The organism is Streptomyces sp. NPDC045846, from assembly GCF_056431605.1.
Map to the genome: position 1 here is coordinate 623,826 of NZ_JBWKKJ010000001.1, position 22,856 is coordinate 646,681.

Below are 22,856 nucleotides of genomic sequence, written 5' to 3' on the forward strand. Positions count from 1 at the left end.
CTCACCCGTTGGTGGACGTGGACGCCTTGACAGATGTGGAACCGGTGAGAGCGCTCTCGCGGGCGGGCGAGGGAGGCTCGCACCCCGCCTAGAATCCGCGAGAGCGCTCTCACGCGCCCTCCGCCCCCCATCTCGGCTCAGCGCAGCCCGGCCGCGCCCGGCATGGCCGCCCCCTCAGCTCAGTGCAGACCACCCGCTCCCTGCGGCGCGTGTGCCGAGTGGGATTCCGTGATCTTCTTCCACGACTTCGGCTCCACCGGGCTGACCGGCTGCGCCTTCTGCGACGGGCCGGCCGCGACGCCAGCGCGCGGGCCGAACTTGGCCTTGACGGCGGCGGAGTTGGACGGCTTGGAGGGCTGGAACAGCCAGGTGTCGAAGAGTTCCGCCAGCGGCTTGCCCGAGACCTTCTCCGCGTACTTCACGAAGTCGCTGACCGACGCGTTGCCGTAGGCGTGCTCGGTGGGCCAGCCCTTGAGGATCTTGAAGAAGGAGGCGTCGCCGACGGTGTTGCGCAGGGCCTGGATGGCGAGGGCGCCCCGGTCGTAGACGGCGGCGTCGAACTGGTTGTCCGGACCCGGGTCGCCCGGCTTCACCTTCCAGAACGGGTCGTCGGCGGGGTGCTGCGAGTACACCCAGTCCGCGAGCTGCTGGGCGGTGCCGTCACCCTCCTTCTCCGACCAGAGCCACTGGGCGTAGGACGCGAAGCCCTCGTTGTCCCAGATGTCCTTCCAGCCCTTGACCGAGACGCTGTCCCCGTACCACTGGTGCGCCAACTCGTGGACGACCACGGACACGTTGGAGCCGTTGGCGAACTGCGCCGGGCTGTAGAAGGGGCGGGTCTGGGTTTCGAGCGCGAAGTGGCTCGGGACGTTCGGGACGTAGCCGCCGAGCGCGTTGAAGGGGTACTTGCCGAAAACGCTCTCAAGCCACTCCGCGACGTCCTTGGTGCGTTCGATGCTGGAGCGCGCGGCGTCGCCGTTGTCGCCGAGGTCCTTGCTGTACGCGTTCAGGACCGGCAGCCCGCTCGCGGTCTTGTCGGTGGTGATGTCGAACTTGCCGACCGCGAGCGTGGCGAGGTAGGAAGCCTGCGGCTTGTTGGAGCGCCAGTTGAACGTGGTCCAGCCGAGCTTCGAAGTCTGGCTCTGCAGCACGCCGTTGCTGATGGCCTGGGTGCCGTTGGGAACCTTGACCGACACGTCGTAGGTGGCCTTGTCCAGGGGGTGGTCGTTGGACGGGAACCACCACACGGCCGAGTCCGGTTCCTGGGCCGCGACCCCGCCGTCCGGGGTGCGCTGCCAGGCCGTCCAGCCGTCGACCTTCAGCTCGGAGGGCTTGCCCGCGTACTTGACCACCACGGTGATGGACCTGCCCTTGGGCAGGGGGGTGGCCGGAGTGATCTCCAGTTCGTGGCTGCCCGACGTGGCGAACGTCGCCTTGGTGCCGTTCACCCGCACTTCGCTGACCGCGAGACCGAAGTCCAGGTTGAAGCGGGAGAGGTCCTGCTGGGTGGTGGCGAGCAGCGTGGCCGTGCCTTCGAGGAGGTCGGTGGCGGGCTGGTACCTGAGCTTCAGGTCGTAGTGCGAGACGTCGTAACCGCCGTTGCCGCTGGCCGGGTAGTAGGGGTCGCCGATGCCCGGGGCGCCCGGAGTGAAGTCCGCGGCCGATGCCGGGATCACCAGCAGCAGGGAGGCGGCGAGCACGCTCGGGGCGATGATTCTGCGGTGCACAACAAGCTCCAAGTCGTCAGTGTCGTCGTGGGGTGAACGAGGGTGAACGATCTCTTCGGACCCTATTCAGCCCCCGCTGTCCCGGTCATGTCCATGGCTCCATCTGTCACACGATCGCCATTCGGCCGACATGTTGACTTGTGCGGCTTCGTTCGCTTTGACCTCTCGACTGCCCCCTTTTGCGCGGGAGTTGACCGGAGTACCTTCCGCCCATGCCGATACGCGCGCGGGGCCCCCGCCTCAGGTCCAGATCCCTCAGATCGTTCGTCGTCGCGGCCGTCGCCGCACTGGCGGCCGTGCCCCTCGCCCCGACGGGCGCCCAGGCGGCCCACGCCCGGGAGAGCCGCCCGGTCTACTCGTACGAGAACGCGATACGCGAGGCCGTCTGGGTCGACACCGGCCTGGACGGCGACGGGGACGGCCGCGGCGACCGGGTCGCGGTCGACATCGTCCGGCCGCGCGAACCCGCGCAGCAGGGCCGCAAGGTTCCGGTCATCATGGACGCCAGCCCCTACTACTCGTGCTGCGGGCGCGGCAACGAGAGCCAGCTCAAGACGTACGACGCCCACGGCAACGTCGTGCAGATGCCGCTGTTCTACGACAACTACTTCGTGCCGCGCGGCTACGCCTTCGTCGGGGTGGACCTGGCCGGAACCAATCGCTCGGACGGCTGCGTGGACGTCGGCGGACGCTCCGACATCCTGTCCGCGAAGGCGGTGGTCGACTGGCTCAACGGCCGGGCCCGCGCCTACACGACGCGTACCGGAGATCAGCGTGCCACCGCGGGATGGACCAACGGCCGCACCGGCATGATCGGCAAGAGCTGGGACGGCACCATAGCCAACGGCGTCGCGGCGACCGGGGTCGAGGGCCTCAGGACGATCGTGCCGATCAGCGCCATCTCGTCCTGGTACGACTACTACTTCGCCAAGGGGGCCGCGCTGTACGACGGCGGTCCGGCCGAACTCGCCGGATACGTCGACAGCCCGGACGCGCAGGCGCGCTGCGCCGCCGTGCAGCGAAAGCTCGTCGACGGCTCGCCGCGCACCGGCGACTGGACCAGGCTGTGGGCCGATCGGGACTACGTCAGCCGGGCCGACAACGTGAAGGCCAGCGTCTTCGTTGTGCACGGCATGCAGGATCTCAACGTCCGTACGAAGAATTTCGGCCAGTGGTGGGACGCCCTCGCCGCGAACGGGGTCGAGCGCAAGATCTGGCTGTCGCAGACAGGCCACGTCGACCCGTTCGACTACCGGCGCGCCGAGTGGGTGGACACCCTGCACCACTGGTTCGACCACTATCTCCTCGGCTACGACAACGGCATCGAGCGGCAGCCCATGGCCGACATCGAGCGCCACCCCGACCAGTGGAGCACCGACAGCGTGTGGCCGCCGTCGGGCACCGCGGCGACCGTGGTGCACCCCGTGAGCGGTGCGGCGCCGGGCGTCGGCGGGCTCTCCCTGAGGTCCGCCCCGGCCGGAGCCGCCGCGTCCTTCACCGACAACCCCGCCCTGGACGAGACGAGTTGGGCTGCCCGGATCGATACCTCCACACCCGACAAGGCGGGCTTCGTCACCCAGCCGCTGACCCGGGACCTGCGCGTCTCCGGCTCGTCCAAGGTGACCGTCACCGCGACCCCCACCACCGACAGCGCCCACCTCTCGGCGGTCCTGGTCGACCTCGGACCGGACACGATCCGCAACTACGCCGGAGCGGGTGAAGGCATCCTCACCGGAACCGACCGCACCTGCTGGGGTGCGAGCACGGCCGGGGACAGCTCCTGCTTCCTGACGACGTCCGCGGACCGGACCGACGTGGGCTACACCGTCTTCAGCCGCGGCTGGGCCGACCTCGGCCACTACGCGTCCCTCGCGAAGGGCGTCCCGCTCACGCCCGGCAGGCCGTACACCATCACGCTCGACCTGGCCGCCACCGACCACGTCGTCCCGGCCGGACACCGGCTCGCGCTGATCGTGGCGGGCACCGACAACGGCCTCATCGTGCCGCCGGCGAGCAGGCCGACCCTGACGGTGGACCTGGCGCGCACGGCGGCCAGGGTTCCGTTCGTCGGCGGCGCCGGGGCGTTCGCCCGGGCCACCTCCGGTACGAGTCCCCGGCTGTCGGCGGGCGTGAAGGCCACCGGGGGCGTGCCGGTGCCGCGCATGACGCAGCGGCTCCCCGGGGACGTACGCCGGTGAGGGCACGCCTGCTCGTGCTGGGGGTGGCGGCGGCCGCGGTCGCCGTCCCCCTGGCCACCGCGCCCGCGACGGCCCGCTCCACCGAGCCCCGCACCGGCTTCGAGGCCAGTGACGGGGCGCGCTGGACCGGACAGCCGGAGGAACAGACCTTCCTCGCCGCCGTGGACCGGCTCAGCGAGCGGACCTCGGTGCGCCGGATCGGCACCACCCGCCAGGGCCGCCCGCTCCAGGAGGTGCGCATCGGGGGCCGCCACACCACCAGCACCGTCCTTCTCGTGTGCAGCCAGCACGGTGACGAGCCGGCTGGACGCGAGGCGTGCCTCACCACGCTCCGGGACCTCGCCCTGACCAAGGACCGGGCCACGCTCCGCTTCCTGGAACGCACCACCGTGGTGGTCGTCCCGACCGCCAACCCGGACGGCCGGGCCGCCGACACCCGCGAGAACTCCGAGGGCGTCGACATCAACCGCGACCACATCGCGCTGAAGACGGCCGAGGCGCGGGCCGTCGCGACGGTGCTGCGCGACGAACACCCCGACGTCGTCTACGACTTGCACGAGTACGGCGCCACCCCGGGGTATTACGACAAGGACCTGTTCGACCTCTGGCCGCGCAACCTCAACACCCATCCCCAGGTGCACGAGGAGGCCCGGACGCTGTCCGCCGACTACGTCCGCGACGCCGCCCGGCAGGAGGGGTACCGCACGGGCACCTACGGCATCTGGACCGACCCCGTCACCGGTCGGCCGGTCAAACAGGTCGCGGGTGACGGCCAGGAGCGGGTCCTGCGCAACACGGCGGGCGTCAAGCACGCCGTCGCCCTGCTCGTCGAGAGCCGGGTGGACGCGGTGACGGACGCCGAGAAGGCCGACCCGGCCGTCAACAACCGACGCCGGGTCGACTCCCAACTGACCAGCCTCAGCGGCCTGTTCGACTTCGTGACGGAGCGCCGCGCGAGCATCCGGGCGGCCACGGGCGCGGCGCGCGCCGCCGGGTACCGCGACCAGGGGCCCGTCTATCTCGGTGGCGCGGACAACGCGCCCCCGGCCCCGGCGGAGATCCTGCGCGATCCGCCCTGCGGCTACCGGCTGAGCTCCCCCCAGTACGACCAGGTCGGGCAGCAACTCGCCCTGCACGGGATCCAGTTGCGGCGGACGACGGACGGGGGCGCCTTCGTGCCGATGCGGCAGTCGCTGCGCGATCTGGTGCCGCTGCTGCTCGACGGCCGCGCCCCGTACCACCTGGCATCCGCCGAGCCCGCCGATCGCTGCTGACTCAACCGGAGGAGGGCGCGACCAGCGCCGCGGCCTCCTCCGCGCAGCCCCAGGCCACCGTCACCCCGGCCCCGCCGTGCCCGTAGTTGTGCACCAACACGCCACCGTGCGAGGTGAGTTCGCGCTCCACCCGCACCCCCGAGTCGCGGGCGGGGCGCAGTCCCGCACGGTGGGCGCGCACAGTCGCGCCCGCGATCCTGGGGTGGACCCGTGCGCAGCGGGCGATGATCCGCTCGGCCGTCGCCGGGTCGGGAGCCGGGTTCCAGTCGTCCTCCTGGGCGGTGCCGCCGAGGAGCAGGCCGTAGGGCTGGGGGAAGAAGTAGGTGGTCTCCCCGTCGTGCTCCTCGGCCGAGGTGTACCACTCCCGGACCCCCGGGTTGTCCACGACCACCAACTGGCCGCGCACCGGGCGCACTTCGGGATCCGGCACGAGGTCGCGCGCCCCGAGGCCCGTGCAGTTGACCACCAGCGGCGCGTCCGGAAGCCGCTCGACCCGCCGCACCTCGACGGCGCCGCCCGCGGCCGTGAGGCGCCGTTCGAGCCAGCGCAGATGTGCCGGCATGTCGATCAGCGGGAGCACGGCCGTCACGCCCTCCGGGCGCTCGCGCAGCCCCGCCACGTGCGCCGCCCAGGGGCCGAGTTCGTCGAGCCGGGCCCCGGAGTGCAGGCCGCCGACCAGGCGCACCCCGGTCTCCTCCGGCCGCCGGGCCAGTTCCTCGTACACCCGCAGCGTGGTCAGCGACCAGGCGCCGACCCGGGCCTCCGGCTCGATGCGGTACGGCCACCACAGCCCACCCGCCACGGCGGACGTCGACTTCCACGGCCGCGCCCCGCACCACACCCGGACCCGGCGGCCCGACTCCGCCAGGACGATCGCCGTCGTCAGACCGATGACCCCGCCGCCCACCACGATCACGTCGTCGCTCATGCCGGGACGGTAGCCCACCTGGCGCGGCCCCGTGCGCGAGGTCAGCTCGGCATCCGTACATCCCGCAACGCGCCCTCCAGCGCCCGCAGCACCGGTTCCGGCTCCTCGCGCAAGTAGAAGTGCCCGCCCGGGAACTGGCGTACCGTCACATCTGCGGTGGTGTGCTGCTGCCAGGCGTCCAGCTGCTCGCGCGGATGGTCGGCGCTGCCGCCGAAGACGGTGATCGGCACGGGCAGCGGGGGCGCATCCCGCCAGGTGTACGTCTCCAGGACGCGGTAGTCGGCCCGCAGCGCGCCCACGACCAGCTCCCGCAGCTCCGCCGAGTCCAGCACCTCCCGCGGGATGCCGCCGTGGAGCTTCGCGATCCGCTCGATGAGTTCGTCGTCGGGCAACCGGTGCACCGGGTCGTCCGCCCGGACGTGGCGGTGGTGCGGCGCCGGGTAGCCGGAGAGGATCAGCCGCGCGGGCAGCGGCCGCCCCGCGTCGCGCAGCGCACGGGTGATCTCGTACGCGACGAGGGAGCCCAGGCTGTGCCCGAAGAAGGCGTACGGCGCCCGGCTGAGCGGCACCTCGTCGAGGAACGCCGCCACCAGGGCCTCCATCGAGTCGAACGGCGGCTCCCCGTACCGCGAGCCGCGGCCGGGCAGCTGCACCGCCTGGAACTCGGCGCCCGGCACCTCGCGGCCCCAGCGCAGGTACTCGGTGGCCGAGCCGCCCCCGTGCGCGAAGCAGTAGAGCGCGGGGGCACCCGGGCGCGGCGTCCCGGCGATGAGCCAGCGGGGCGGCACGGCAGCGTTCATGGTGCGGAGACCTCCGGGAAGGTGGGTCGGTGCGGCGACGGGCGTTCGCCCGGGCCGGTCGTCGGGACGAGCCCAACTGGGCGGGGCGGATGGCTGGTTCGGGGTGCCGTGAGCCGCTCGGCACCCACCGCTTCGCCGCCCGGCTGCCCGGCTGCCCGTCAAGGAGTCTCGCATCGCGTCCCGGCCCGGTCGCCCTGTTCCGGCCATCCGCCCGGTGGGGCGGAGGCCCGTCCGGGCGGGAGGGTGGCTGCGGGATCCCTCGCAGCGGTCTCGGTACGGGAGCCCGGTCCGAGGGCCCGTCGAGCGGCAGGAGTCGGGAGGGTCGGTCCGTCCCGGGGCTCCGAGGGCCGGGAGCCCGGTGCGCGGACGTGGCTCAGGCGCAGGGCGGGCATGGGTGCGGTCCCGGGGACGCCTTAGGATCGGTCACCTCATGACTGCAACTCTCGTCGCCAAGGACCTCGCCGCCGGCCACGGCGACCGCACCCTGTTCGCCGGGCTCGACCTGGTGGTCGCCCCCGGCGACGTCATCGGCCTCGTCGGACCCAACGGAGCGGGCAAGTCGTCCCTGCTCCGCCTGCTCGCCGGGCTCGACACCCCCGAGCAGGGCGAGCTGCGCCTGTCCCCGCCCGGGGCGAGCGTCGGCCACCTGCCGCAGGAGCCCGACCGGCGGCCCGGCGAGACGATCCGCGCCTTCCTGGCCCGCCGCACCGGTGTCGCCGCGGCCCAGGAGACGATGGACGCCGCGACCCAGGCGCTGGTCGACGGGGCCCCCGGCGCCGACGACGCGTACGCCGACAGCCTGGAACGCTGGCTCGCCCTCGGCGGCGCCGACCTCGACGAGCGGGCCGAGGAGGTCGCCGCCTCGCTCGGCCTCACCACCGGCCTCGACCAGCCGATGACCGCGCTCTCCGGCGGCCAGGCCGCCCGCGCCGGACTCGCCTCGCTGCTGCTGTCCCGCTACGACGTCTTCCTGCTCGACGAGCCGACCAACGACCTCGACCTCGACGGTCTGGAGCGCCTCGAAGCGTTCGTGAAGGGGCTGCGAGCGGGCACGGTCGTCGTCAGCCACGACCGCGAGTTCCTCGCCCGCACCGTCACCAAGGTGCTCGAACTCGACCTCGCCCAGCAGCAGATCAACCTGTACGGCGGCGGCTACGAGGGCTACCTCGAAGAGCGCGCGACCGCGCGTCGGCACGCCCGCGAGGACTACGAGGAGTACGCCGACAAGCGCTCCGCCCTCGAAGGCCGCGCCCAGATGCAGCGCTCCTGGATGGACAAGGGCGTCAAGAACGCCCGCCGCAAGGCCACCGACAGCGACAAGCTGGGGAAGAAGTTCCGCAGCGAGTCCAGCGAGAAGCAGGCCGCCAAGGCCCGCCAGACCCAGCGCATGATCGAGCGCCTCGACGTCGTCGAGGAGCCCCGCAAGGAGTGGGAGCTGCGCATGGAGATCGCCGCCGCGCCCCGCTCGGGCGCGGTCGTCGCGACGCTGCGCGACGCCGAGGTGCGCCGTGAGGGCTTCACCTTCGGTCCCGTCTCGCTCCAGATCGACTGGGCCGACCGGGTCGCCATCACCGGCGCCAACGGCGCCGGCAAGTCCACCCTGCTCGCCGCCCTCCTCGGCCGGCTGCCGCTGGACGCGGGCCACGCCACGCTCGGCTCCGGTGTCGTCGTCGGCGAGGTCGACCAGGCGCGCGGCCTGTTCCTGGGCGAGGAATCGCTGCTCGACGCGTTCTGCGCCGCGGTGCCCGACACGGAGCCGGCCGAGGTGCGGACGCTGCTCGCCAAGTTCGGCCTCAAGGCGCACCACGTGCTCAGGCCCGCCGGTTCGCTCTCGCCGGGCGAGCGGACCCGTGCCGCGCTGGCCCTGCTCCAGGGCCGGGGCGTCAACCTCCTGGTCCTCGACGAGCCGACCAACCACCTCGACCTGCCCGCCATCGAGCAGCTGGAATCCGCGCTCGACTCGTACACCGGCACCCTGCTCCTGGTCACCCACGACCGCCGGATGCTCGACGCCGTGCACACCACGCGCCGCCTGGAAGTCGCGGACGGAAAGGTCACCGAGCACTGATACCGCCCGGGCCGCCGGGCTCGTCGGCGCGCGCCTTCGCGACTGCGACGTGCGGCGGCCTGAGCGTACGGTGGTCGGGTGCACCGTGACCGACTGGAGGCCGTCCTGGAGGCACTGCCCAGGGCGGCCATCGTGCAAGGCGGCGACGACGTCGTGATCGCCGTCAACCGGCGTTTCACCGACATGTTCGCCCTCGAAGGCCGCGTCGACCACACCCCGGGCGCACCGCTCGGCCCGGTCGTCGACGCCGTGTGCGACACCTTCGCCGAACGGCCCTCCTGGGTCGTCGAGACCACCCACGCCATCGCCGCCCGGCACATCCACCGGGCCGCCGAGATCGCGCTCACCGACGGCCGGGTGATCCGGCGGGACGTGGAGCCCCTCTACGACGCCGACGGCGTGCCGTTCGGCTCCCTGTGGACCGCGGAGGACATCACCGAGGACAAGCGCCGCGAGCACGCGCTCCAGCGTGACAACGCGGCCCTGGCCGAGCTCGCCGGGCAGCGCAACGAATTCCTCGCGCTGGCCTCGCACAGCCTGCGCACCCCGCTCACCTCCATTCTCAGCTTCTGCGAGCTCCTCGCCGACCCCGCCTCCGGTCCGCTCGACGCCGACCAGCGGGCCCTGCTCGCCGCGATCCGCCGCAATGCCCGGCGCATGGAGGGCGTCATGACCACCCTCATGAACACGGCCCGGCTGCGCGCCCCGCAGCTGAGGCTGGAGTTCGACCGGGTGGACATGGCGCGGATGCTCCAGCACGCGGTGCTCGACCGGATGTCCACCACCTCCGAGGCCGGTGTGTTCGTGGCGCTGCGCTGCGCGCCGGGGCCGCCGCTGCACGGGGACGAGCACCGCCTGGAGCACGTGCTCGCCAACCTCCTCGAGAACGCCGCCAAGTTCACCCCGCCCGGCGGCCGCATCGACATCGACGCCGCCCCGCACGGCGACCAGTGGCACATCGACGTCGCCGACACCGGGATCGGCGTTCCCGAGCAGTACCGCGAGGAGATCTTCTCCGGCTTCGTACGTGCCCCCAACGCCGAGGCGGGCGGTTTTCCCGGCACCGGCCTCGGCCTCACGATCAGCCGCGAGATCGTGCGCCGGCACGGCGGCGAGCTCAGCGTCTCGGGCGCCGAGGGCGGGGGAGCGGTGTTCGCCATCCGGCTGCCCGTCGCGGGACCGCCCGCCGAAGGGGCCCCGCGGTGACCCGGCTCCTGGTGGTCGAGGACGACCCCGACGTGGCGATGGCTCTGCGCATCCTGTTCACCCGGGCCGGATACGAGGTGGTGCCCGCGGCGGACGGCCGCGAGGGACTGCGGCGGCTGTTCGCGGACAGCCCCGACCTTATGGTCCTCGACATCGGCCTGCCGGAACTGGACGGCTGGCAGGTCCTTGAGCGCACCCGGGACATGACCGACCTGCCGGTGCTGCTGCTCACCGCCCGCGGCGCCGAGACCGACCGGGTGCGCGGGCTGCGCGCCGGGGCCGACGACTACCTGCCCAAGCCGTTCGGCAACGAGGAGCTGCTCGCCCGCGTCGAGGCCCTGCTGCGCCGCGCCTCACCCGCCCGCTGGGCCGGCGCCTCCCACGACGAGGCCCTGCGGCTCGTGCCCGAGCGGCGCTCGGCCCTGTGGCGCGGCGAGGAGGTGCGGCTCAGCGACATCGAGTACCGGCTGCTCCAGGTCCTGGTCCGCAACCGGGGCCGCGTCGTCACCACCGACCAGCTGCTCGACCAGGTGTGGGACGACCCCCAGGGCATCGGCCGCGAGCGGGTCAAGTTCGCCGTGCTGCGGGTGCGCCGCAAGCTCCAGCAGGCCGCGGGCAGTCTCGCATCGGACCCCCTCGAAGCGGTGCGCGGCCTCGGTTACCGCTACCGGGGGGACCAGGGCGCCTGACCCGGCGCTCGCAGGGGCCGAAGGTCCCGGCCGCGCGAGGGCCGAAAGGCCCGGAAATGTCCGATGGGCGGCTTCGCAACCGTTGGGCAACCGAAGGCCATCCGGGTGCGCAACGCACGCCGGACATCCTCGGACACGCCCCGCCGGTCCGTTCCTGGAGTTCCCGTGTCCGCCCTGCCGCCCCGCAGCATCGCCGTCGTCCTCGGCACCCGCCCCGAGCTGGTCAAGCTGACCGAGCTGATCCGCCTCCTCGGGCCCGCCGCCCACGTCGTGCACACCGGGCAGCACTACGACGAGGAGCTCTCCGGCCGCTTCCTGACCGACCTGGGCATCCCCGAGCCGACCTGCCTCACCGGCGTCGGCGGACAGCCCCGGGCCGTCCAGATCTCCGCCGCGCTGGCCCAGCTCGACGCGGTCTTCGGCGCCGAGCCGCCGCGCGCGGTCGTCGTGCAGGGCGACACCAACGCGGCCCTGTCCGGCGCGCTCGCCGCCAACGCGCGCGCCATCCCGCTCGTCCACGTGGAGGCGGGCCTGCGCAGCCACGACCGGAACATGCCCGAAGAGCACAACCGGGTCCTGATCGACCGGATCGCGGACGTGCTGTGCGCGGCGACCCCCGAGAACCGCGACAACCTGCTCGCCGAGGGCATCGCGGCGGGCCGCGTCGAAGTGACCGGCAACACGGTCGTCGAGGCCGTCCGCGGCCAACTGCCCACCAGCGCCCAGCGGTTCGCCGAGCTCGCGCGGCTCGGGCTGGCGAGCGAGGGGTACGTCCTGGCCACCGTCCACCGGCCCGAGAACACCGACGACCGTGCCGCGCTGCGCGCCGTCCTCACCGAACTGGCCGCGCTCGCCGCCGACCTGCCGGTGGTGCTGGCGCTGCATCCGCGCACCCGGGCCCGCATCGAGGCGGCGGACCTCGCCGGGCTCCTGAAGCCCCTGCTCGTCACCCCGCCGCTGCGGTACCGCACCTTCCTCGCGCTCGCCCAGCACGCGGCGCTGCTGGTGTCCGACTCCGGAGGCGTGCAGGAGGAGGTCACGGTGCTGGGCCGCCCCCTCGTCGTCGTACGCAACTCCACGGAGCGGCCCGAGGCGATGCCCGACTTCGCCGAACTGGTGAGTCCCGGGCCGGAGTTGGGCGAGGCGGCCCGCCGCCGTCTCGCCCAGGGCGCGCCCGGGCGGGCCCGGCTCGCCGCGCTGCCGAGCCCCTTCGGCGACGGCCTCGCCTCGCGCCGCATCCTGGCCTTGCTGGCCGCACTCGCGACGCGCGAGGTGTACGAGGCCGCGGCGTAACCGCCCGCCACGCCCCGGACCGGCCCCACTCTCCCGCGCACCACCGCCAAGGACACCCCCATGCCCAACAGCCTCTTCCTGTTCCTCTTTCCCTTCTTCCTCCTCGGCTGCTTCCTGCTCTACTGGGCCGGGGCCCGGCGCGCCTACCTCGGCAGGCCGGAGACCGAGGCGGGGGACCCCGGCGCGCTCGACTGGCACTTCTTCGTGCCGTGCCGGGACGAGGAGGCCGTGGTCGGGGCCACCGTCGCGCAGCTGCGGGGCGACTTTCCCGCCGCCCACGTCTGGGTCATCGACGACGACAGCGACGACCGGACCGGCCTCATCGTGGCCGCGCTCGCCGAGCACGACCGGCGCGTCCACCTCGTGCGCCGGGTGCGGCCCGAGGCGCGCACGGGCAAGGGGGACGCCCTGAACGCCGCCTACGAACAGCTCGGCGACTTCCTTCCCGCCGGGGCCGACCGGGAGCGGATCGTGGTCTGTGTGGTCGACGCCGACGGGCGGCTCGACCCGCGGGCCCTCGCGCTCGTCTCGGGACCGGCCGCGTTCGCCGACCCGGAGGTCGGCGGGGTCCAGGTCGGCGTGCGGATGCGCAATGTCGACGACGAACGCCCGCTTCCCGGGCGGGGCCGTCTCGCCAACGCCTTCGCGCGGCTCCTGGTCCGCGTCCAGGACATGGAGTTCGCGGTGTCCAACGCGGGCATGCAGCTGCTCCGGGTGCGGACCGGCTCCGTCGGGCTCGGCGGCAACGGTCAGTTCACCCGGCTCTCCGCGCTCGACCGGATCGCCGCCGCCGAACGGCGCCCCTGGCAGCGGGGCGCGCTCCTGGAGGACTACGAGCTCGGCCTCCAGATGATCCTGTCGGGCCACCGCGTCACGCACGTCGCCGACACCTGGGTCTCCCAGGAGGGCCTTCCGCACGTGCGCCGCCTGCTCACCCAGCGCACCCGCTGGGCCCAGGGAAACCTCCAGTGCGTGCGCTACGCGAGCCGGATCGTCTCCTCGCGCCACTACACCGGCGCGGGCGTCCTGGAGACGCTGTACACGTTCTTCCAGCCCGTCGCGCACCTGCTGACGCTCGTGCTGTGCGCCGCGATGCTGGTCCTGGGCGGGCTCGGCTCGCTCGGGCTGTGGCCGCTCACGCTGGTCCTCGCGGCGCTCTCCATCGGCCCGTTCGTCCTGTGGGGCCCGGTCTACCGGCGCGAGCACGCCCCGGACGCCTCCCGGATCACCGGGCTGCTGTGGGGCCTGGTGCTGTGGCTGTACGCGTACCACCTGTTCGTGGTCTCGGCGCGGGGCTTCGTGCGCAGCCTGCGCGGCCGCACCGGCTGGGCCAAGACCCGGCGCAACGCCGAGCCGGTGACCGCGGGCCCGGTCGCGCTGGAAGGCTGAGGCCCCAACGGGCGCCGGGCGTAGGGCAGTTGACCGGGAGGCGGGCGCGCGGCCACGCCCGCCCCGTCGAGGCGGGGGCGGGGCCGCCTCGCGGCGCCCCCGCGCCCGGGATGCCTCAGCGGCCGCCGCGGCCCTTCGGGTCGAGCAGGCCAGCCTTGCGCAGGGCGTCCGCCATCGCGCTGTTCGCGGGAGCCGGAGCGGCGCCGCGGGCCTGGCCGCCGCCCTGCCGGTTCGCGCCGCGGGCCTGGCCGCCGCCGTTTCCGCGGCGCTGCTGGCCCTGGCCCTGCCGCTGCTGCGGCGGCCGGTTGCCCTGACCCTGACCCTGGGCCGGGCCGCCCCGCTCGCCGCGGTCGCGCTGGGGCGCGCCGCCCGGCGCCGAGGCGTCGTCGTCGAGCCGCAGGGTCAGCGAGATCCGCTTGCGCGGCACGTCGACGTCCAGGACCTTCACCTTGACGATGTCGCCCGGCTTCACCACGTCCCGCGGGTCCTTCACGAACGTCTTCGACAGGGCCGAGACGTGCGCGAGGCCGTCCTGGTGCACGCCGATGTCGATGAACGCGCCGAACGCCGCCACGTTGGTGACCACGCCTTCGAGGACCATCCCGGACGCCAGGTCGCCGATCTTCTCGACGCCCTCCTTGAAGGTGGCCGTCCTGAACGCCGGTCGCGGGTCGCGGCCCGGCTTCTCCAGCTCGCGCAGGATGTCGGTGACCGTGGGCAGACCGAAGGTCTCGTCCACGAAGTCGTCGGCGCGCAGCGAGCGCAGCACCCCCGTGTTGCCGATGAGGGAGGCGACCTCGCTGCCTGTCGTCTTCACCATCCGCCGCACCACCGGGTAGGCCTCGGGGTGCACGCTGGAGGCGTCCAGCGGGTCCTCGCCGTCGCGGATCCGCAGGAAGCCCGCGCACTGCTCGTAGGCCTTCGGGCCGAGCCGCGCGACGTTCTTGAGCGCCTTGCGCGAACGGAAGGGGCCGTTGGCGTCGCGGTGCGCCACGATGTTCTCGGCGAGCCCGGAGCCGATGCCGGACACCCGCGAAAGCAGCGGCGCGGAGGCCGTGTTGACGTCGACGCCCACGCCGTTCACACAGTCCTCGACGACCGCGTCCAGCGAGCGCGACAGTTTCACCTCGGACAGGTCGTGCTGGTACTGGCCCACCCCGATGGACTTCGGGTCGATCTTCACCAGCTCGGCGAGCGGGTCCTGCAGGCGGCGGGCGATGGAGACCGCGCCGCGCAGCGACACGTCCATGTCCGGGAACTCCTGCGAGGCGAACGCGGAGGCCGAGTACACCGAAGCGCCCGCCTCCGACACCATCACCTTGGCGAGGTTCAACTCCGGGTGCCGCGCGATGAGTTCACCGGCGAGCTTGTCCGTTTCGCGGGAGGCGGTGCCGTTGCCGATGGCGATCAGCTCGACCGCGTGCTCCGCGCAGAGCCCGGCCAGCTTGGCGAGCGCCTGGTCCCACTTGTTCGCGGGCACGTGCGGGTGGATCACGTCGGTGGCCACGACCTTGCCGGTCGCGTCGACGACGGCCACCTTCACGCCGGTGCGGAAGCCCGGGTCGAGGCCGAGCGTGGCCCGGGTGCCCGCCGGGGCCGCGAGCAGCAGGTCGCGCAGGTTGGCGGCGAAGACGCGGACCGCCTCGTCCTCGGCGGCCGTACGCAGCCGCAGCCGCAGGTCGATGCCGAGGTGCACCAGGATGCGGGTGCGCCAGGCCCAACGCACCGTGTCCGCCAGCCACTTGTCGCCCGGGCGCCCCCGGTCGGCCACCCCGAAGCGGCGCGCCACCATGTTCTCGTACGTCGAGGGGCCGGGCTGCGCCGACGGCTCCTCGGGCTCCAGGACGAGGTCGAGGACCTCCTCCTTCTCGCCGCGCAGCATCGCGAGCACCCGGTGCGAGGGCAGCGCGGTGAACGGCTCGGTGAAGTCGAAGTAGTCGGCGAACTTGGCGCCCGCCTCCTCCTTGCCCTCGCGGACCTTCGCGGCGAGCCGGCCCCTGGCCCACATGCGCTCGCGCAGCTCGCCGATCAGGTCGGCGTCCTCCGAGAACCGCTCGGCGAGGATGGCGCGGGCGCCCTCCAGGGCCGCCGCCGGATCGGCGACGCCCCGGTCCGCGTCCACGAACGCGGCGGCCGCGGCGGCCGGGTCCACCGAGGGGTCGGCGAGCAGGCCGTCGGCGAGCGGTTCGAGACCCGCCTCGCGCGCGATCTGCGCCTTGGTGCGCCGCTTCGGCTTGAAGGGCAAGTAGATGTCCTCCAGGCGGGCCTTGGTGTCCGCGCCCCGGATCTGCGCCTCGAGGGCCTCGGTGAGCTTGCCCTGCTCCCGTACGGACTCCAGGACGGCGGTGCGCCGGTCCTCCAGCTCCCGCAGGTAGCGCAGCCGCTCCTCCAGGGTGCGCAGCTGGGCGTCGTCCAGCATCTCGGTCGCTTCCTTGCGGTAGCGCGCGATGAACGGGACGGTGGACCCGCCGTCGAGCAGCTCGACGGCGGCCTTCACCTGCCGCTCCCGTACGCCGAGTTCTTCGGCGATCCTGCCTTCGATGGACGTCGTCACGTTGCCCTACCGCCTTCTCGCTGAGCCTGAGGCGCCATTGTGGCAGGCGGCGCCGACAATCGACGATCAGCCCTTGCCGACCAGGTCGGCCGGGAAGCCGCCCGCCAGGGCCGCCGTCACCAGGAATCCCTTGGCGAGTTCGGTGAGCCGGGCCACGTCGTGCTCGCCGAGGCGTTCGTACGGGGCGAGGTCGAGGCGGTCGGTGCGGTCCTCCAGGTCGGCGCGCAGGGCCACGCCCGCTTCGGTCAACTCGCCCTCGCCGTCGAGCAGTCCGCGCGCGCGGAGCCGGTCGGCCGCCGCGTCCCAGTCCGACTGCCGCCAGCCGCGCGTGGCCATGACCCACGTGCGGGCCATGCCCTTGCCGGTCGCGGTGTGGCTGACGAGCGCCTCCAGCGGGTCGAGCCCCAGGTCGAGCAGGGCGGTGAGGTGGCCGTCGCCCCGGTGTTCGCGCAGCAGGGTCGCCGCGTGCCAGTAGGCGAGGTGCGGCTGCTCGGGCACGGGCAGGTCGGCGTGCGCGGCGTACAGGGGGCGGGCGTGCCGGGTGCAGCCCTCGGCGGCGCGCAGGGCGAGCCGGGCCGCCTCCGCCATCTCGTCCGAGGCGATGGTCTCCTCGCCGAGCAGCCGGCGCAGCGTGCTGTCGACGGCCCTCAGGCGCGCGGCGAGCACGGCCTCGGGGGAGGCGGTGCGCCACACGGCTGGCAGGTGCCGGGCGATCAGCTCGTGGTTGAAGTTGTAGAAGGTGGCCGCCACGACGCCGGGGCCCACGGCGCCCATCGCGGCGGCGCGCCCCGCGAAGTAGGCGGCGCCGCGGTCCTCGACGCCGAGCCCGGCGAGTTCCTTGGTGAAGTCCGGCGAGAAGTAGACCGTGGCGTGCAGGGAGTTGAGGGGGCTCTGGCAGTGGCGCCCGGCGCGCGGGGGGAGAGAACTCATACCTGCACGTTACCGACTGGTCGGTACGGCGGGAAGGGGCGGGACGGGCGCGACGGTGTGGCAGGAAAGGTGGGTTTCTCGTCATTGCGGCCATCGCGGGCCGCGACCAGGATGAGGACATGACGCAGCGCTCCGTCCTGGTCGTCCTGTTCGACGACGTCCAGAGTCTCGACGTGACCGGACCGGCCGAGGTGTTCGGCGCCGCGGGCCGCGCGGTCGGGGACCGGGCCGCCTACCGGGTGCGCTTCGCCTCCCTTGACGGCGCCCCGGTCACCTCGCACAGCGGGCTGCGGCTCATGGCCGACTCCGCGCTCACGGACGTCCAACCGGTCGACACCCTGCTCGTCCCGGGCGGTGACGGCGCCCTCGCGCCCGACCCGGCCCTGCTCGACTGGCTGCGGGAGCACGGCCCCCGGGCCCGCAGGCTCGTCTCCGTGTGCACGGGCTCGCTGCTGCTCGCCGAGGCCGGGCTGCTCGACGGGCGCCGGGCCACCACGCACTGGGCGCTGTGCTCCCGGCTGGCCCGGAGCCACCCCGCTGTCGACGTCGATCCGGACCCGATCTTCGTACGGGACGGCAACATCGCCACCTCGGCCGGGGTCACCGCGGGCATCGACCTCGCGCTGGCCCTGGTGGAGGAGGACCACGGCAGGGAGGCGGCCCTGACCGTCGCCCGCAACTTCGTGGTGTTCCTGCGCCGCCCGGGCAACCAGGCCCAGTTCAGCGTCCAGCTCGCCGCGCAGACGGCCCGCCGCGAGCCGCTGCGCGAACTCCAGCGGTGGATCGCCGAGCACCCGGACGGTGACCTCTCGGTGGAGGCCCTCGCCCAGCGGGCCAGCCTCTCGCCCCGCCACTTCGCCCGCGCCTTCCACGCCGAGACCGGCATCACCCCCGGCCGCTATGTCGAGCGCGTCCGCCTGGAACACGCCCGCCGCCTGCTCGAAGAGACCCCGAACGGCATCCAGGAGGTCTCCCGCGCCGCGGGCTACGGCACCCCCGAGGCGATGCGGCGCGCCTTCGTCAAGACGCTCGGCACGGCCCCCGCCGAGTACCGCCGCCGCTTCCGCCCCGCCCCCGCGTAGCTTCCCGAACCGACGAGGAGTCCCATGCAGATAGCCGTCGCCCTGTACCCCGGCTTCACCGCCCTGGACGCGATCGGCCCCTACGACACCCTCAGCCGGCTCCCCGGCGCCGAGACGGTGTTCGTGGCCGAGCAGGCCGGACCCGTGCGCAACGAGAGCGGGAGCCTGACCCTGCTCGCCGAGAAGTCCTTCGCCGAGGTGAGCCGGCCCGACCTGGTGATCGTGCCGGGCGGGCCGCCGGAGGCCGTCGAGCCGCACCTCGACGGCGGGCCGCTCATCGACTGGCTGCGCGTCGCCGACACCGCCTCGACGTGGACGACGTCGGTGTGCACGGGCTCGCTGCTGCTCGCCGCGGCCGGACTGCTCAACGGACGCCGCGCGACCTCGCACTGGCTGGCCCTGGACCGGCTCGCCGCGTTCGGCGTGACGGCGACGGGGGAGCGGGTCGTCATGGACCACAAGTACGTCACCGCGGCCGGTGTCTCCTCGGGTCTCGACATGGGGCTCGCGCTGATCGGGCGGATCGTCGGGGACCGCTACGCCCAGGCGGTCCAGCTCCTCGTGGAGTACGACCCGCAGCCGCCCTACGACGCGGGCTCGCCCGACAAGGCACCCGCGGACCTGGTGGAGCACTTCAGGACGAAGGGCTTCCCTCAGGAGTGAGCGGCCAGGTGAAGCGCGGGGCGCGGCGCTCCAGGAAGGCGGCGATCCCCTCCGCGGTGTCGCCGCTCGCACGTTCCTGGCCCGCCCAGTGCGCGTCCCGGTCGGTCCTGCCGTCCGCGAACTCCTTCGCCGCGGCCTGGGTGAGCCGGGAGCGCGAGACCAGGACCCGGGTGAACTCGGCCACGCGCCGGTCCAGTTCGCCCCGCGCCGGCACCTCGTCCACCAGACCGGTGCGCAGCGCCCGGCCGGTGTCGATCAACTCGCCCGAGAACAACAGGTACTTGGCGGTCGCGGGACCCACCAGGGCGGCGAGCCGCCGGGTGGAGGACGCCGGGTAGACGATGCCGAGCTTCGAGGGCGTGAGGCCGAACAGGGCGCCCTCCTCGGCGAACCGGAGGTCGCAGGCGGCCGCGAGCTGGCTGCCGCCGCCCACGCAGTGGCCGCGCACGGCGGCCAGCGTCGGCCCGGGAAAGGCGGCGAGCGCCTCCTCGGCCCGTACCGCCAGCGCCCGCGGGTCCTCGCCCGGCTCTCGCAGCGTCGAGATGTCGGCGCCCGCGCAGAACGTGTCGCCCGCCCCGGTCAGCACCAGCACCCGTACGGCCGGATCGGCGGCCAGGGCGTCGAGCAGCGGCGGCAGCGCCCGCCACATCGCGGACGTCATCGCGTTGCGCTTGGCGGGGTTGCTGATGACGACGGTGGCGACGCCCTCGACGAGGCTCTGCTCCAGCTGCGGCTGCATGCGCGGGATGCTATCCGGGCACCCGAAACCTATGATCACAAGGGGGGCCGCTCGCGGATCACCGAGGAGTCGCTGATGGCCGGACCCAAGCAGAACGTCGGGCGCGAGGGCAGGAAGCTGAGCCGCGGTTTCGGCGTGCTCGCCCTGCTGGGCGCAATCCTGGTCCTGGCCGGCCTGGTCGGGCTCGGCTACACCGAATTCGCCACCCTCACCACCATGCTGCTCTTCGGCTGGCTGCTGCTCGTCGGCGGTGTCGTGGGCCTGGCCCACGCGATCCAGTCGCGCGGCTCCAGCTTCTTCTGGCTCGGCGTCGTGGTCGCGGCGCTGAACCTCGCCGCGGGCGTGGTGATCATCCGCCGCCCCGAGGGCAGCGCCGAGGCGCTCACGATGTTCGCCGCGCTGCTGTTCCTGACCGGCGGCGTCTTCCGCCTCGCGGGCAGCGTGGTGGTGCGCGGGCCGCAGTTCGGCTGGACGCTGGTGCAGGGTGCGTTCGGGGTGCTCCTGGGCGTACTGGTGCTCGCGAACTGGCCGAGCAACAGCCGGTACGTCATCGGCTGTTTCTTCTCGCTCGCCCTGCTGTTCGACGGGCTCGGGCTGATCGCCATCGGATTGGGCGGACGCAGAATCGTCACTCTTGTGAGTGGCGCGGTGACCTCGTCGGAGGCCGGGAACGGCACACATCCGATGTCTCCGACACCCCCGCAAGCCATGGCAAAGCCCTCAGAGGGGGATCAGAACCCGCCGGAGAGATGACGTTCTCTGGCATCGGGGATCAAAAGGCGGCGATAGACGCTGACTTCTGGTCAGTCGGTCGGGCCGGACCCAGGCATTCCCGACACTCTTCAGCAGACGGGTGTGCTGTCGAGCCGCGAGGGTGGGTGCCGGAACATGGAGATCCGCGGGAGCCTCCCGCCCGAACCCGCCGCTCCGGCCAGGCAGCAGTCGTACGAGGGCGTGTGGCGCTTCACCGCTCCCGCCGTCGACGTCTCCGTCCCCCAGGCCCGGCACGCGGTGCGCGACCTGCTGCTCCGGCAGGGCGTACCGGCCCACGAGGACCTCGTCCAGGGGCTGCTGCTCATCGTCTCGGAGCTGGTCACCAACGCGGTCAGACACGCGGCCCTGCTCTCCCCGCAGGTGGCCGTCGAGGTGGCCATCGGTGCCGAGTGGATCCGGGTGTCCGTCGAGGACAACCACCCCTACCGCCCCAAGGCCCTGGAGACCGACTACGGCCAGACCGGCGGCAGGGGGCTGCTCCTCGTGCGGGAGATCACCGAGGAGGCCGGCGGGGTGTGCGACGTCGAGCAGACCGCGAGCGGCGGAAAGATCGTCTGGGCCGCACTCCCGCTGGCCCCCCTGCCCGGGATCACCAGCCCGCGTCGGGCCCCGTGAGCTCCCTGACCGCGGGGCGCGCCGCGTCGAGCACCGTCATGAACCATGCCGAGAACGTGGCGCGGGCGTGCCGCTCGGCGAGCTCCTGCGGCGTCACGAACGCCGTCTCGCCGACCTCCTCCGCGTCCGGCCGCAGCGGGGACTGCACCAGGCCCACGAAGAGGTGGTTGTACTCCTGCTCCACCAGGCCCGAGTCCGGATCCGGGTGGTTGTAGCGCACCGTGCCCGCCTCCGCGAGCAGCGTGGGGGAGATGCCGAGCTCCTCGTAGGTGCGCCGGGCGGCCGCCGCGAACGGGGACTCGCCGGGGTAGGGGTGGCCGCAGCAGGTGTTGGACCAGACGCCGGGGGAGTGGTACTTGCCGAGCGCCCGCCGCTGGAGGAGCAGCCGGCCGGCCGGGTCGAAGAGGAAGACGGAGAACGCCCGGTGCAGCTGACCGGGCGCCTGGTGGGCGGAGAGCTTCTCCGCGGTTCCGATGGTGTTGCCGCTCTCGTCGACGAGTTCGAGCAAGATCTCCGGTGCGGCGCCCGCGGTCCCGTTCGACGAGTTGTTCGCCGTGGTGGCTGGTGTGCTCGGCATAACCATCCTTCGCTTCGGTCCTCGGCTGCCCAGTCTGCCGTACAAAAGCGGCGTGTCCGCCATTGACCGGCATCCGCATGTCCTGCCCCACGCGGGGCCCGGGGAACCGCGCTCCGTCAGTGGCAGAGCCTCGCCTCGTGCTCGGCGTGGCCGCCCGGCTCCAGCTGGAAGGTGCAGTGCTCGACGTCGAAGTGGTCGCCCAGGCAGCCCTGCAGCTCGTGCAGCAGCTTCTCGTGGCCCACCGAGTCGAGCACCTCCTGGCTGACCACCACGTGCGCCGAGAGCACCGGCATCCCGGACGTGATCGTCCACGCGTGCAGATCGTGTACGTCCTCCACGCCGGGCAGCTCCACGATGTGGGCCCGCACCTCCGCCATGTCCACCCCCTTGGGTGCCGACTCCAGGAGCACGTTCAGGGTCTCGCGCAGCAGCTTGACGGTCCTCGGCACGATCATCAGGCCGATCACCAGCGAGGCGATCGGGTCGGCCGCCTGCCAGCCGGTGGTCATGATGACCAGGCCCGCCACCACCACGGCCGCCGAGCCGAGCGCGTCCGAGAGCACCTCGAGGAAGGCGCCGCGCACATTGAGGCTGTCCTGCTGCCCCTTCATGAGGAGCGAGAGCGAGACCGAGTTGGCGACCAGGCCGATCAGGCCGAAGACGACGGCGGTGCCGCCCGCGGTGTCGGCGGGCTCGACGAAGCGGCTGACCGCCTCGAACAGGACGTATCCGCCCACCCCGAGCAGCAGCAGGCAGTTGGCCAGCGCGGCGAGGATCTCGGCGCGGGCGTACCCGTAGGTGCGGTTGCCCCCGGCCGGACGGTTGGCGAAGTGGATGGCGAGCAGCGCCATCGCGAGCCCGAGACCGTCCGTCGCCATGTGGGCCGCGTCCGCGACGAGCGCCAGGGAGTCCGCGAGGAGACCGCCGACGATCTCCACGACCATCACGGTCAGTGTGATGCCGAGTGCGATGCGCAGCCGCCCCCGGTAGGCGGCGGCCGCCGTGCCGGTCGGCGGCGGGCCGCCGTGCGTGTGTCCGTGGTCGTGCCCAGCCCCCATGAAGGCCCTCCCGGATCCGTTGGTGATCAGTGGTGACGTCGGTGTACGAGGGGCCAGTGAACTACGGGTAGGGGGTATGTGCAACACGGGACTGAACACCGTTGTCATGTGCTCTGACCTGCGGAAATGCTCGCAGGTCAGAGCGCCGGGGAGATCGCCGCGTCCTCCTGGACGGGAGGCGTGGGCGCCGGGCGGGGCGATGGTGTTCGAACGCGGTTTGTGGGCTGCGCCCTTGATCGACGATGATGATCGCGGCGCCCGCGCACCGGGCGCTCCCGGGCCGCTGTGGGCG

The 22,856-nt window shown here is 73.1% G+C and carries 19 protein-coding genes; 11 read left to right on the top strand and 8 right to left on the bottom strand.

Annotated features, from left to right (window positions below):
• Window positions 1-179: 179 nt before the first annotated feature.
• Window positions 180-1,727 carry a M1 family metallopeptidase gene (locus AC07F3_RS02735; RefSeq protein WP_479110586.1) on the bottom strand — a complete coding sequence of 516 codons (1,548 nt, stop codon included), beginning with the start codon at window positions 1,725-1,727 and terminating at the stop codon, window positions 180-182.
• 212 nt (window positions 1,728-1,939) lie between these two features.
• Between AC07F3_RS02735 and AC07F3_RS02740 the strand changes: the two genes are divergently transcribed.
• The gene (locus AC07F3_RS02740; protein WP_479109753.1) at window positions 1,940-3,925 is read left to right on the top strand and encodes a Xaa-Pro dipeptidyl-peptidase; all 1,986 of its coding nucleotides are present in this window, start codon (window positions 1,940-1,942) and stop codon (window positions 3,923-3,925) included.
• On the top strand, window positions 3,922-5,199 hold the full coding sequence (locus AC07F3_RS02745) for a M14 family metallopeptidase (protein WP_479109755.1): 1,278 nt from the start codon (window positions 3,922-3,924) through the stop codon (window positions 5,197-5,199). The genes AC07F3_RS02740 and AC07F3_RS02745 overlap by 4 nt, the downstream gene beginning before the upstream one ends.
• A 1-nt stretch (window position 5,200) precedes the next feature.
• On the opposite strand, the gene AC07F3_RS02750 is transcribed toward AC07F3_RS02745, so the two are convergent.
• The gene (locus tag AC07F3_RS02750; RefSeq protein WP_479109757.1) at window positions 5,201-6,127 is read right to left on the bottom strand and encodes an FAD-dependent oxidoreductase; all 927 of its coding nucleotides are present in this window, start codon (window positions 6,125-6,127) and stop codon (window positions 5,201-5,203) included.
• 41 nt (window positions 6,128-6,168) lie between these two features.
• Window positions 6,169-6,927 (bottom strand): thioesterase II family protein, encoded by a 759-nt coding sequence (locus tag AC07F3_RS02755; RefSeq protein ID WP_479109759.1) that lies wholly within the window; start codon window positions 6,925-6,927, stop codon window positions 6,169-6,171.
• 430 nt (window positions 6,928-7,357) lie between these two features.
• Between AC07F3_RS02755 and AC07F3_RS02760 the strand changes: the two genes are divergently transcribed.
• The 5 genes from AC07F3_RS02760 to AC07F3_RS02780 all read left to right on the top strand — a co-directional run bounded on the left by AC07F3_RS02760 (window position 7,358) and on the right by AC07F3_RS02780 (window position 13,572).
• Window positions 7,358-8,995, top strand: coding sequence for an ABC-F family ATP-binding cassette domain-containing protein (locus tag AC07F3_RS02760; protein ID WP_479109761.1), 1,638 nt, complete (start codon window positions 7,358-7,360; stop codon window positions 8,993-8,995).
• Between the two features lie 78 nt (window positions 8,996-9,073).
• Window positions 9,074-10,201, top strand: coding sequence for a PAS domain-containing sensor histidine kinase (locus AC07F3_RS02765; RefSeq protein WP_479109763.1), 1,128 nt, complete (start codon window positions 9,074-9,076; stop codon window positions 10,199-10,201).
• Entirely contained in the window at window positions 10,198-10,890 is a 693-nt protein-coding gene (locus AC07F3_RS02770; protein ID WP_479109765.1) for a response regulator transcription factor, read from the top strand. The genes AC07F3_RS02765 and AC07F3_RS02770 overlap by 4 nt, the downstream gene beginning before the upstream one ends.
• A gap of 165 nt (window positions 10,891-11,055) precedes the next feature.
• Entirely contained in the window at window positions 11,056-12,183 is a 1,128-nt protein-coding gene (gene wecB / locus AC07F3_RS02775) for a non-hydrolyzing UDP-N-acetylglucosamine 2-epimerase (protein WP_479109767.1), read from the top strand.
• A 60-nt stretch (window positions 12,184-12,243) separates the two neighbouring features.
• Window positions 12,244-13,572 carry a glycosyltransferase gene (locus tag AC07F3_RS02780; protein WP_479109769.1) on the top strand — a complete coding sequence of 443 codons (1,329 nt, stop codon included), beginning with the start codon at window positions 12,244-12,246 and terminating at the stop codon, window positions 13,570-13,572.
• Between the two features lie 115 nt (window positions 13,573-13,687).
• Here the strand turns inward: AC07F3_RS02780 and AC07F3_RS02785 are convergent, their stop codons facing one another.
• Both AC07F3_RS02785 and AC07F3_RS02790 read right to left on the bottom strand, forming a co-directional pair.
• Window positions 13,688-16,126 carry a Tex family protein gene (locus tag AC07F3_RS02785; protein ID WP_479109771.1) on the bottom strand — a complete coding sequence of 813 codons (2,439 nt, stop codon included), beginning with the start codon at window positions 16,124-16,126 and terminating at the stop codon, window positions 13,688-13,690.
• 66 nt (window positions 16,127-16,192) lie between these two features.
• Window positions 16,193-17,056 (bottom strand): SCO6745 family protein, encoded by an 864-nt coding sequence (locus AC07F3_RS02790; RefSeq protein WP_479109773.1) that lies wholly within the window; start codon window positions 17,054-17,056, stop codon window positions 16,193-16,195.
• Between the two features lie 119 nt (window positions 17,057-17,175).
• Here AC07F3_RS02790 and AC07F3_RS02795 point away from each other — a divergent pair, with 119 nt between their 5' ends.
• Complete coding sequence (locus AC07F3_RS02795) at window positions 17,176-18,138, top strand: GlxA family transcriptional regulator (protein WP_479109775.1); 963 nt, start codon at window positions 17,176-17,178, stop codon at window positions 18,136-18,138.
• A 24-nt stretch (window positions 18,139-18,162) separates the two neighbouring features.
• Entirely contained in the window at window positions 18,163-18,801 is a 639-nt protein-coding gene (locus AC07F3_RS02800; RefSeq protein ID WP_479109777.1) for a DJ-1/PfpI family protein, read from the top strand.
• Here the strand turns inward: AC07F3_RS02800 and AC07F3_RS02805 are convergent.
• Complete coding sequence (locus tag AC07F3_RS02805; protein WP_479109779.1) at window positions 18,773-19,540, bottom strand: enoyl-CoA hydratase/isomerase family protein; 768 nt, start codon at window positions 19,538-19,540, stop codon at window positions 18,773-18,775. The two genes, AC07F3_RS02800 and AC07F3_RS02805, sit on opposite strands and share 29 nt — an antisense overlap.
• Window positions 19,541-19,615: 75 nt before the next feature.
• On the opposite strand from AC07F3_RS02805, the gene AC07F3_RS02810 reads away from it, so the two are divergent.
• Both AC07F3_RS02810 and AC07F3_RS02815 read left to right on the top strand, forming a co-directional pair.
• Window positions 19,616-20,293: an HdeD family acid-resistance protein gene (locus AC07F3_RS02810; RefSeq protein ID WP_479109781.1), complete on the top strand. Its 678-nt coding sequence runs from the start codon at window positions 19,616-19,618 to the stop codon at window positions 20,291-20,293.
• Window positions 20,294-20,428: 135 nt separating this feature from the next.
• Window positions 20,429-20,929 (top strand): ATP-binding protein, encoded by a 501-nt coding sequence (locus tag AC07F3_RS02815; protein ID WP_479109783.1) that lies wholly within the window; start codon window positions 20,429-20,431, stop codon window positions 20,927-20,929.
• Here AC07F3_RS02815 and idi read toward each other — a convergent pair.
• Together idi and AC07F3_RS02825 are read right to left on the bottom strand one after the other, a co-directional pair.
• On the bottom strand, window positions 20,904-21,506 hold the full coding sequence (gene idi, locus AC07F3_RS02820) for an isopentenyl-diphosphate Delta-isomerase (protein ID WP_479109785.1): 603 nt from the start codon (window positions 21,504-21,506) through the stop codon (window positions 20,904-20,906). The genes AC07F3_RS02815 and idi overlap by 26 nt on opposite strands.
• A 116-nt stretch (window positions 21,507-21,622) precedes the next feature.
• The gene (locus AC07F3_RS02825; RefSeq protein WP_479109787.1) at window positions 21,623-22,564 is read right to left on the bottom strand and encodes a cation diffusion facilitator family transporter; all 942 of its coding nucleotides are present in this window, start codon (window positions 22,562-22,564) and stop codon (window positions 21,623-21,625) included.
• Between the last annotated feature and the right edge of the window lie 292 nt (window positions 22,565-22,856).

Coding starts and splice junctions, on each gene's coding strand:
- AC07F3_RS02740 (WP_479109753.1), top strand. CDS start 1,940: ATGCCGATACGCGCGCGGGGCCCCCGCCTCAGGTCCAGATCCCTCAGA.
- AC07F3_RS02750 (WP_479109757.1), bottom strand. CDS start 6,127: ATGAGCGACGACGTGATCGTGGTGGGCGGCGGGGTCATCGGTCTGACG.
- AC07F3_RS02755 (WP_479109759.1), bottom strand. CDS start 6,927: ATGAACGCTGCCGTGCCGCCCCGCTGGCTCATCGCCGGGACGCCGCGC.
- AC07F3_RS02760 (WP_479109761.1), top strand. CDS start 7,358: ATGACTGCAACTCTCGTCGCCAAGGACCTCGCCGCCGGCCACGGCGAC.
- AC07F3_RS02780 (WP_479109769.1), top strand. CDS start 12,244: ATGCCCAACAGCCTCTTCCTGTTCCTCTTTCCCTTCTTCCTCCTCGGC.
- AC07F3_RS02790 (WP_479109773.1), bottom strand. CDS start 17,056: ATGAGTTCTCTCCCCCCGCGCGCCGGGCGCCACTGCCAGAGCCCCCTC.
- AC07F3_RS02795 (WP_479109775.1), top strand. CDS start 17,176: ATGACGCAGCGCTCCGTCCTGGTCGTCCTGTTCGACGACGTCCAGAGT.
- AC07F3_RS02800 (WP_479109777.1), top strand. CDS start 18,163: ATGCAGATAGCCGTCGCCCTGTACCCCGGCTTCACCGCCCTGGACGCG.
- AC07F3_RS02805 (WP_479109779.1), bottom strand. CDS start 19,540: ATGCAGCCGCAGCTGGAGCAGAGCCTCGTCGAGGGCGTCGCCACCGTC.
- AC07F3_RS02810 (WP_479109781.1), top strand. CDS start 19,616: ATGGCCGGACCCAAGCAGAACGTCGGGCGCGAGGGCAGGAAGCTGAGC.
- AC07F3_RS02815 (WP_479109783.1), top strand. CDS start 20,429: ATGGAGATCCGCGGGAGCCTCCCGCCCGAACCCGCCGCTCCGGCCAGG.
- idi (WP_479109785.1), bottom strand. CDS start 21,506: ATGCCGAGCACACCAGCCACCACGGCGAACAACTCGTCGAACGGGACC.
- AC07F3_RS02825 (WP_479109787.1), bottom strand. CDS start 22,564: ATGGGGGCTGGGCACGACCACGGACACACGCACGGCGGCCCGCCGCCG.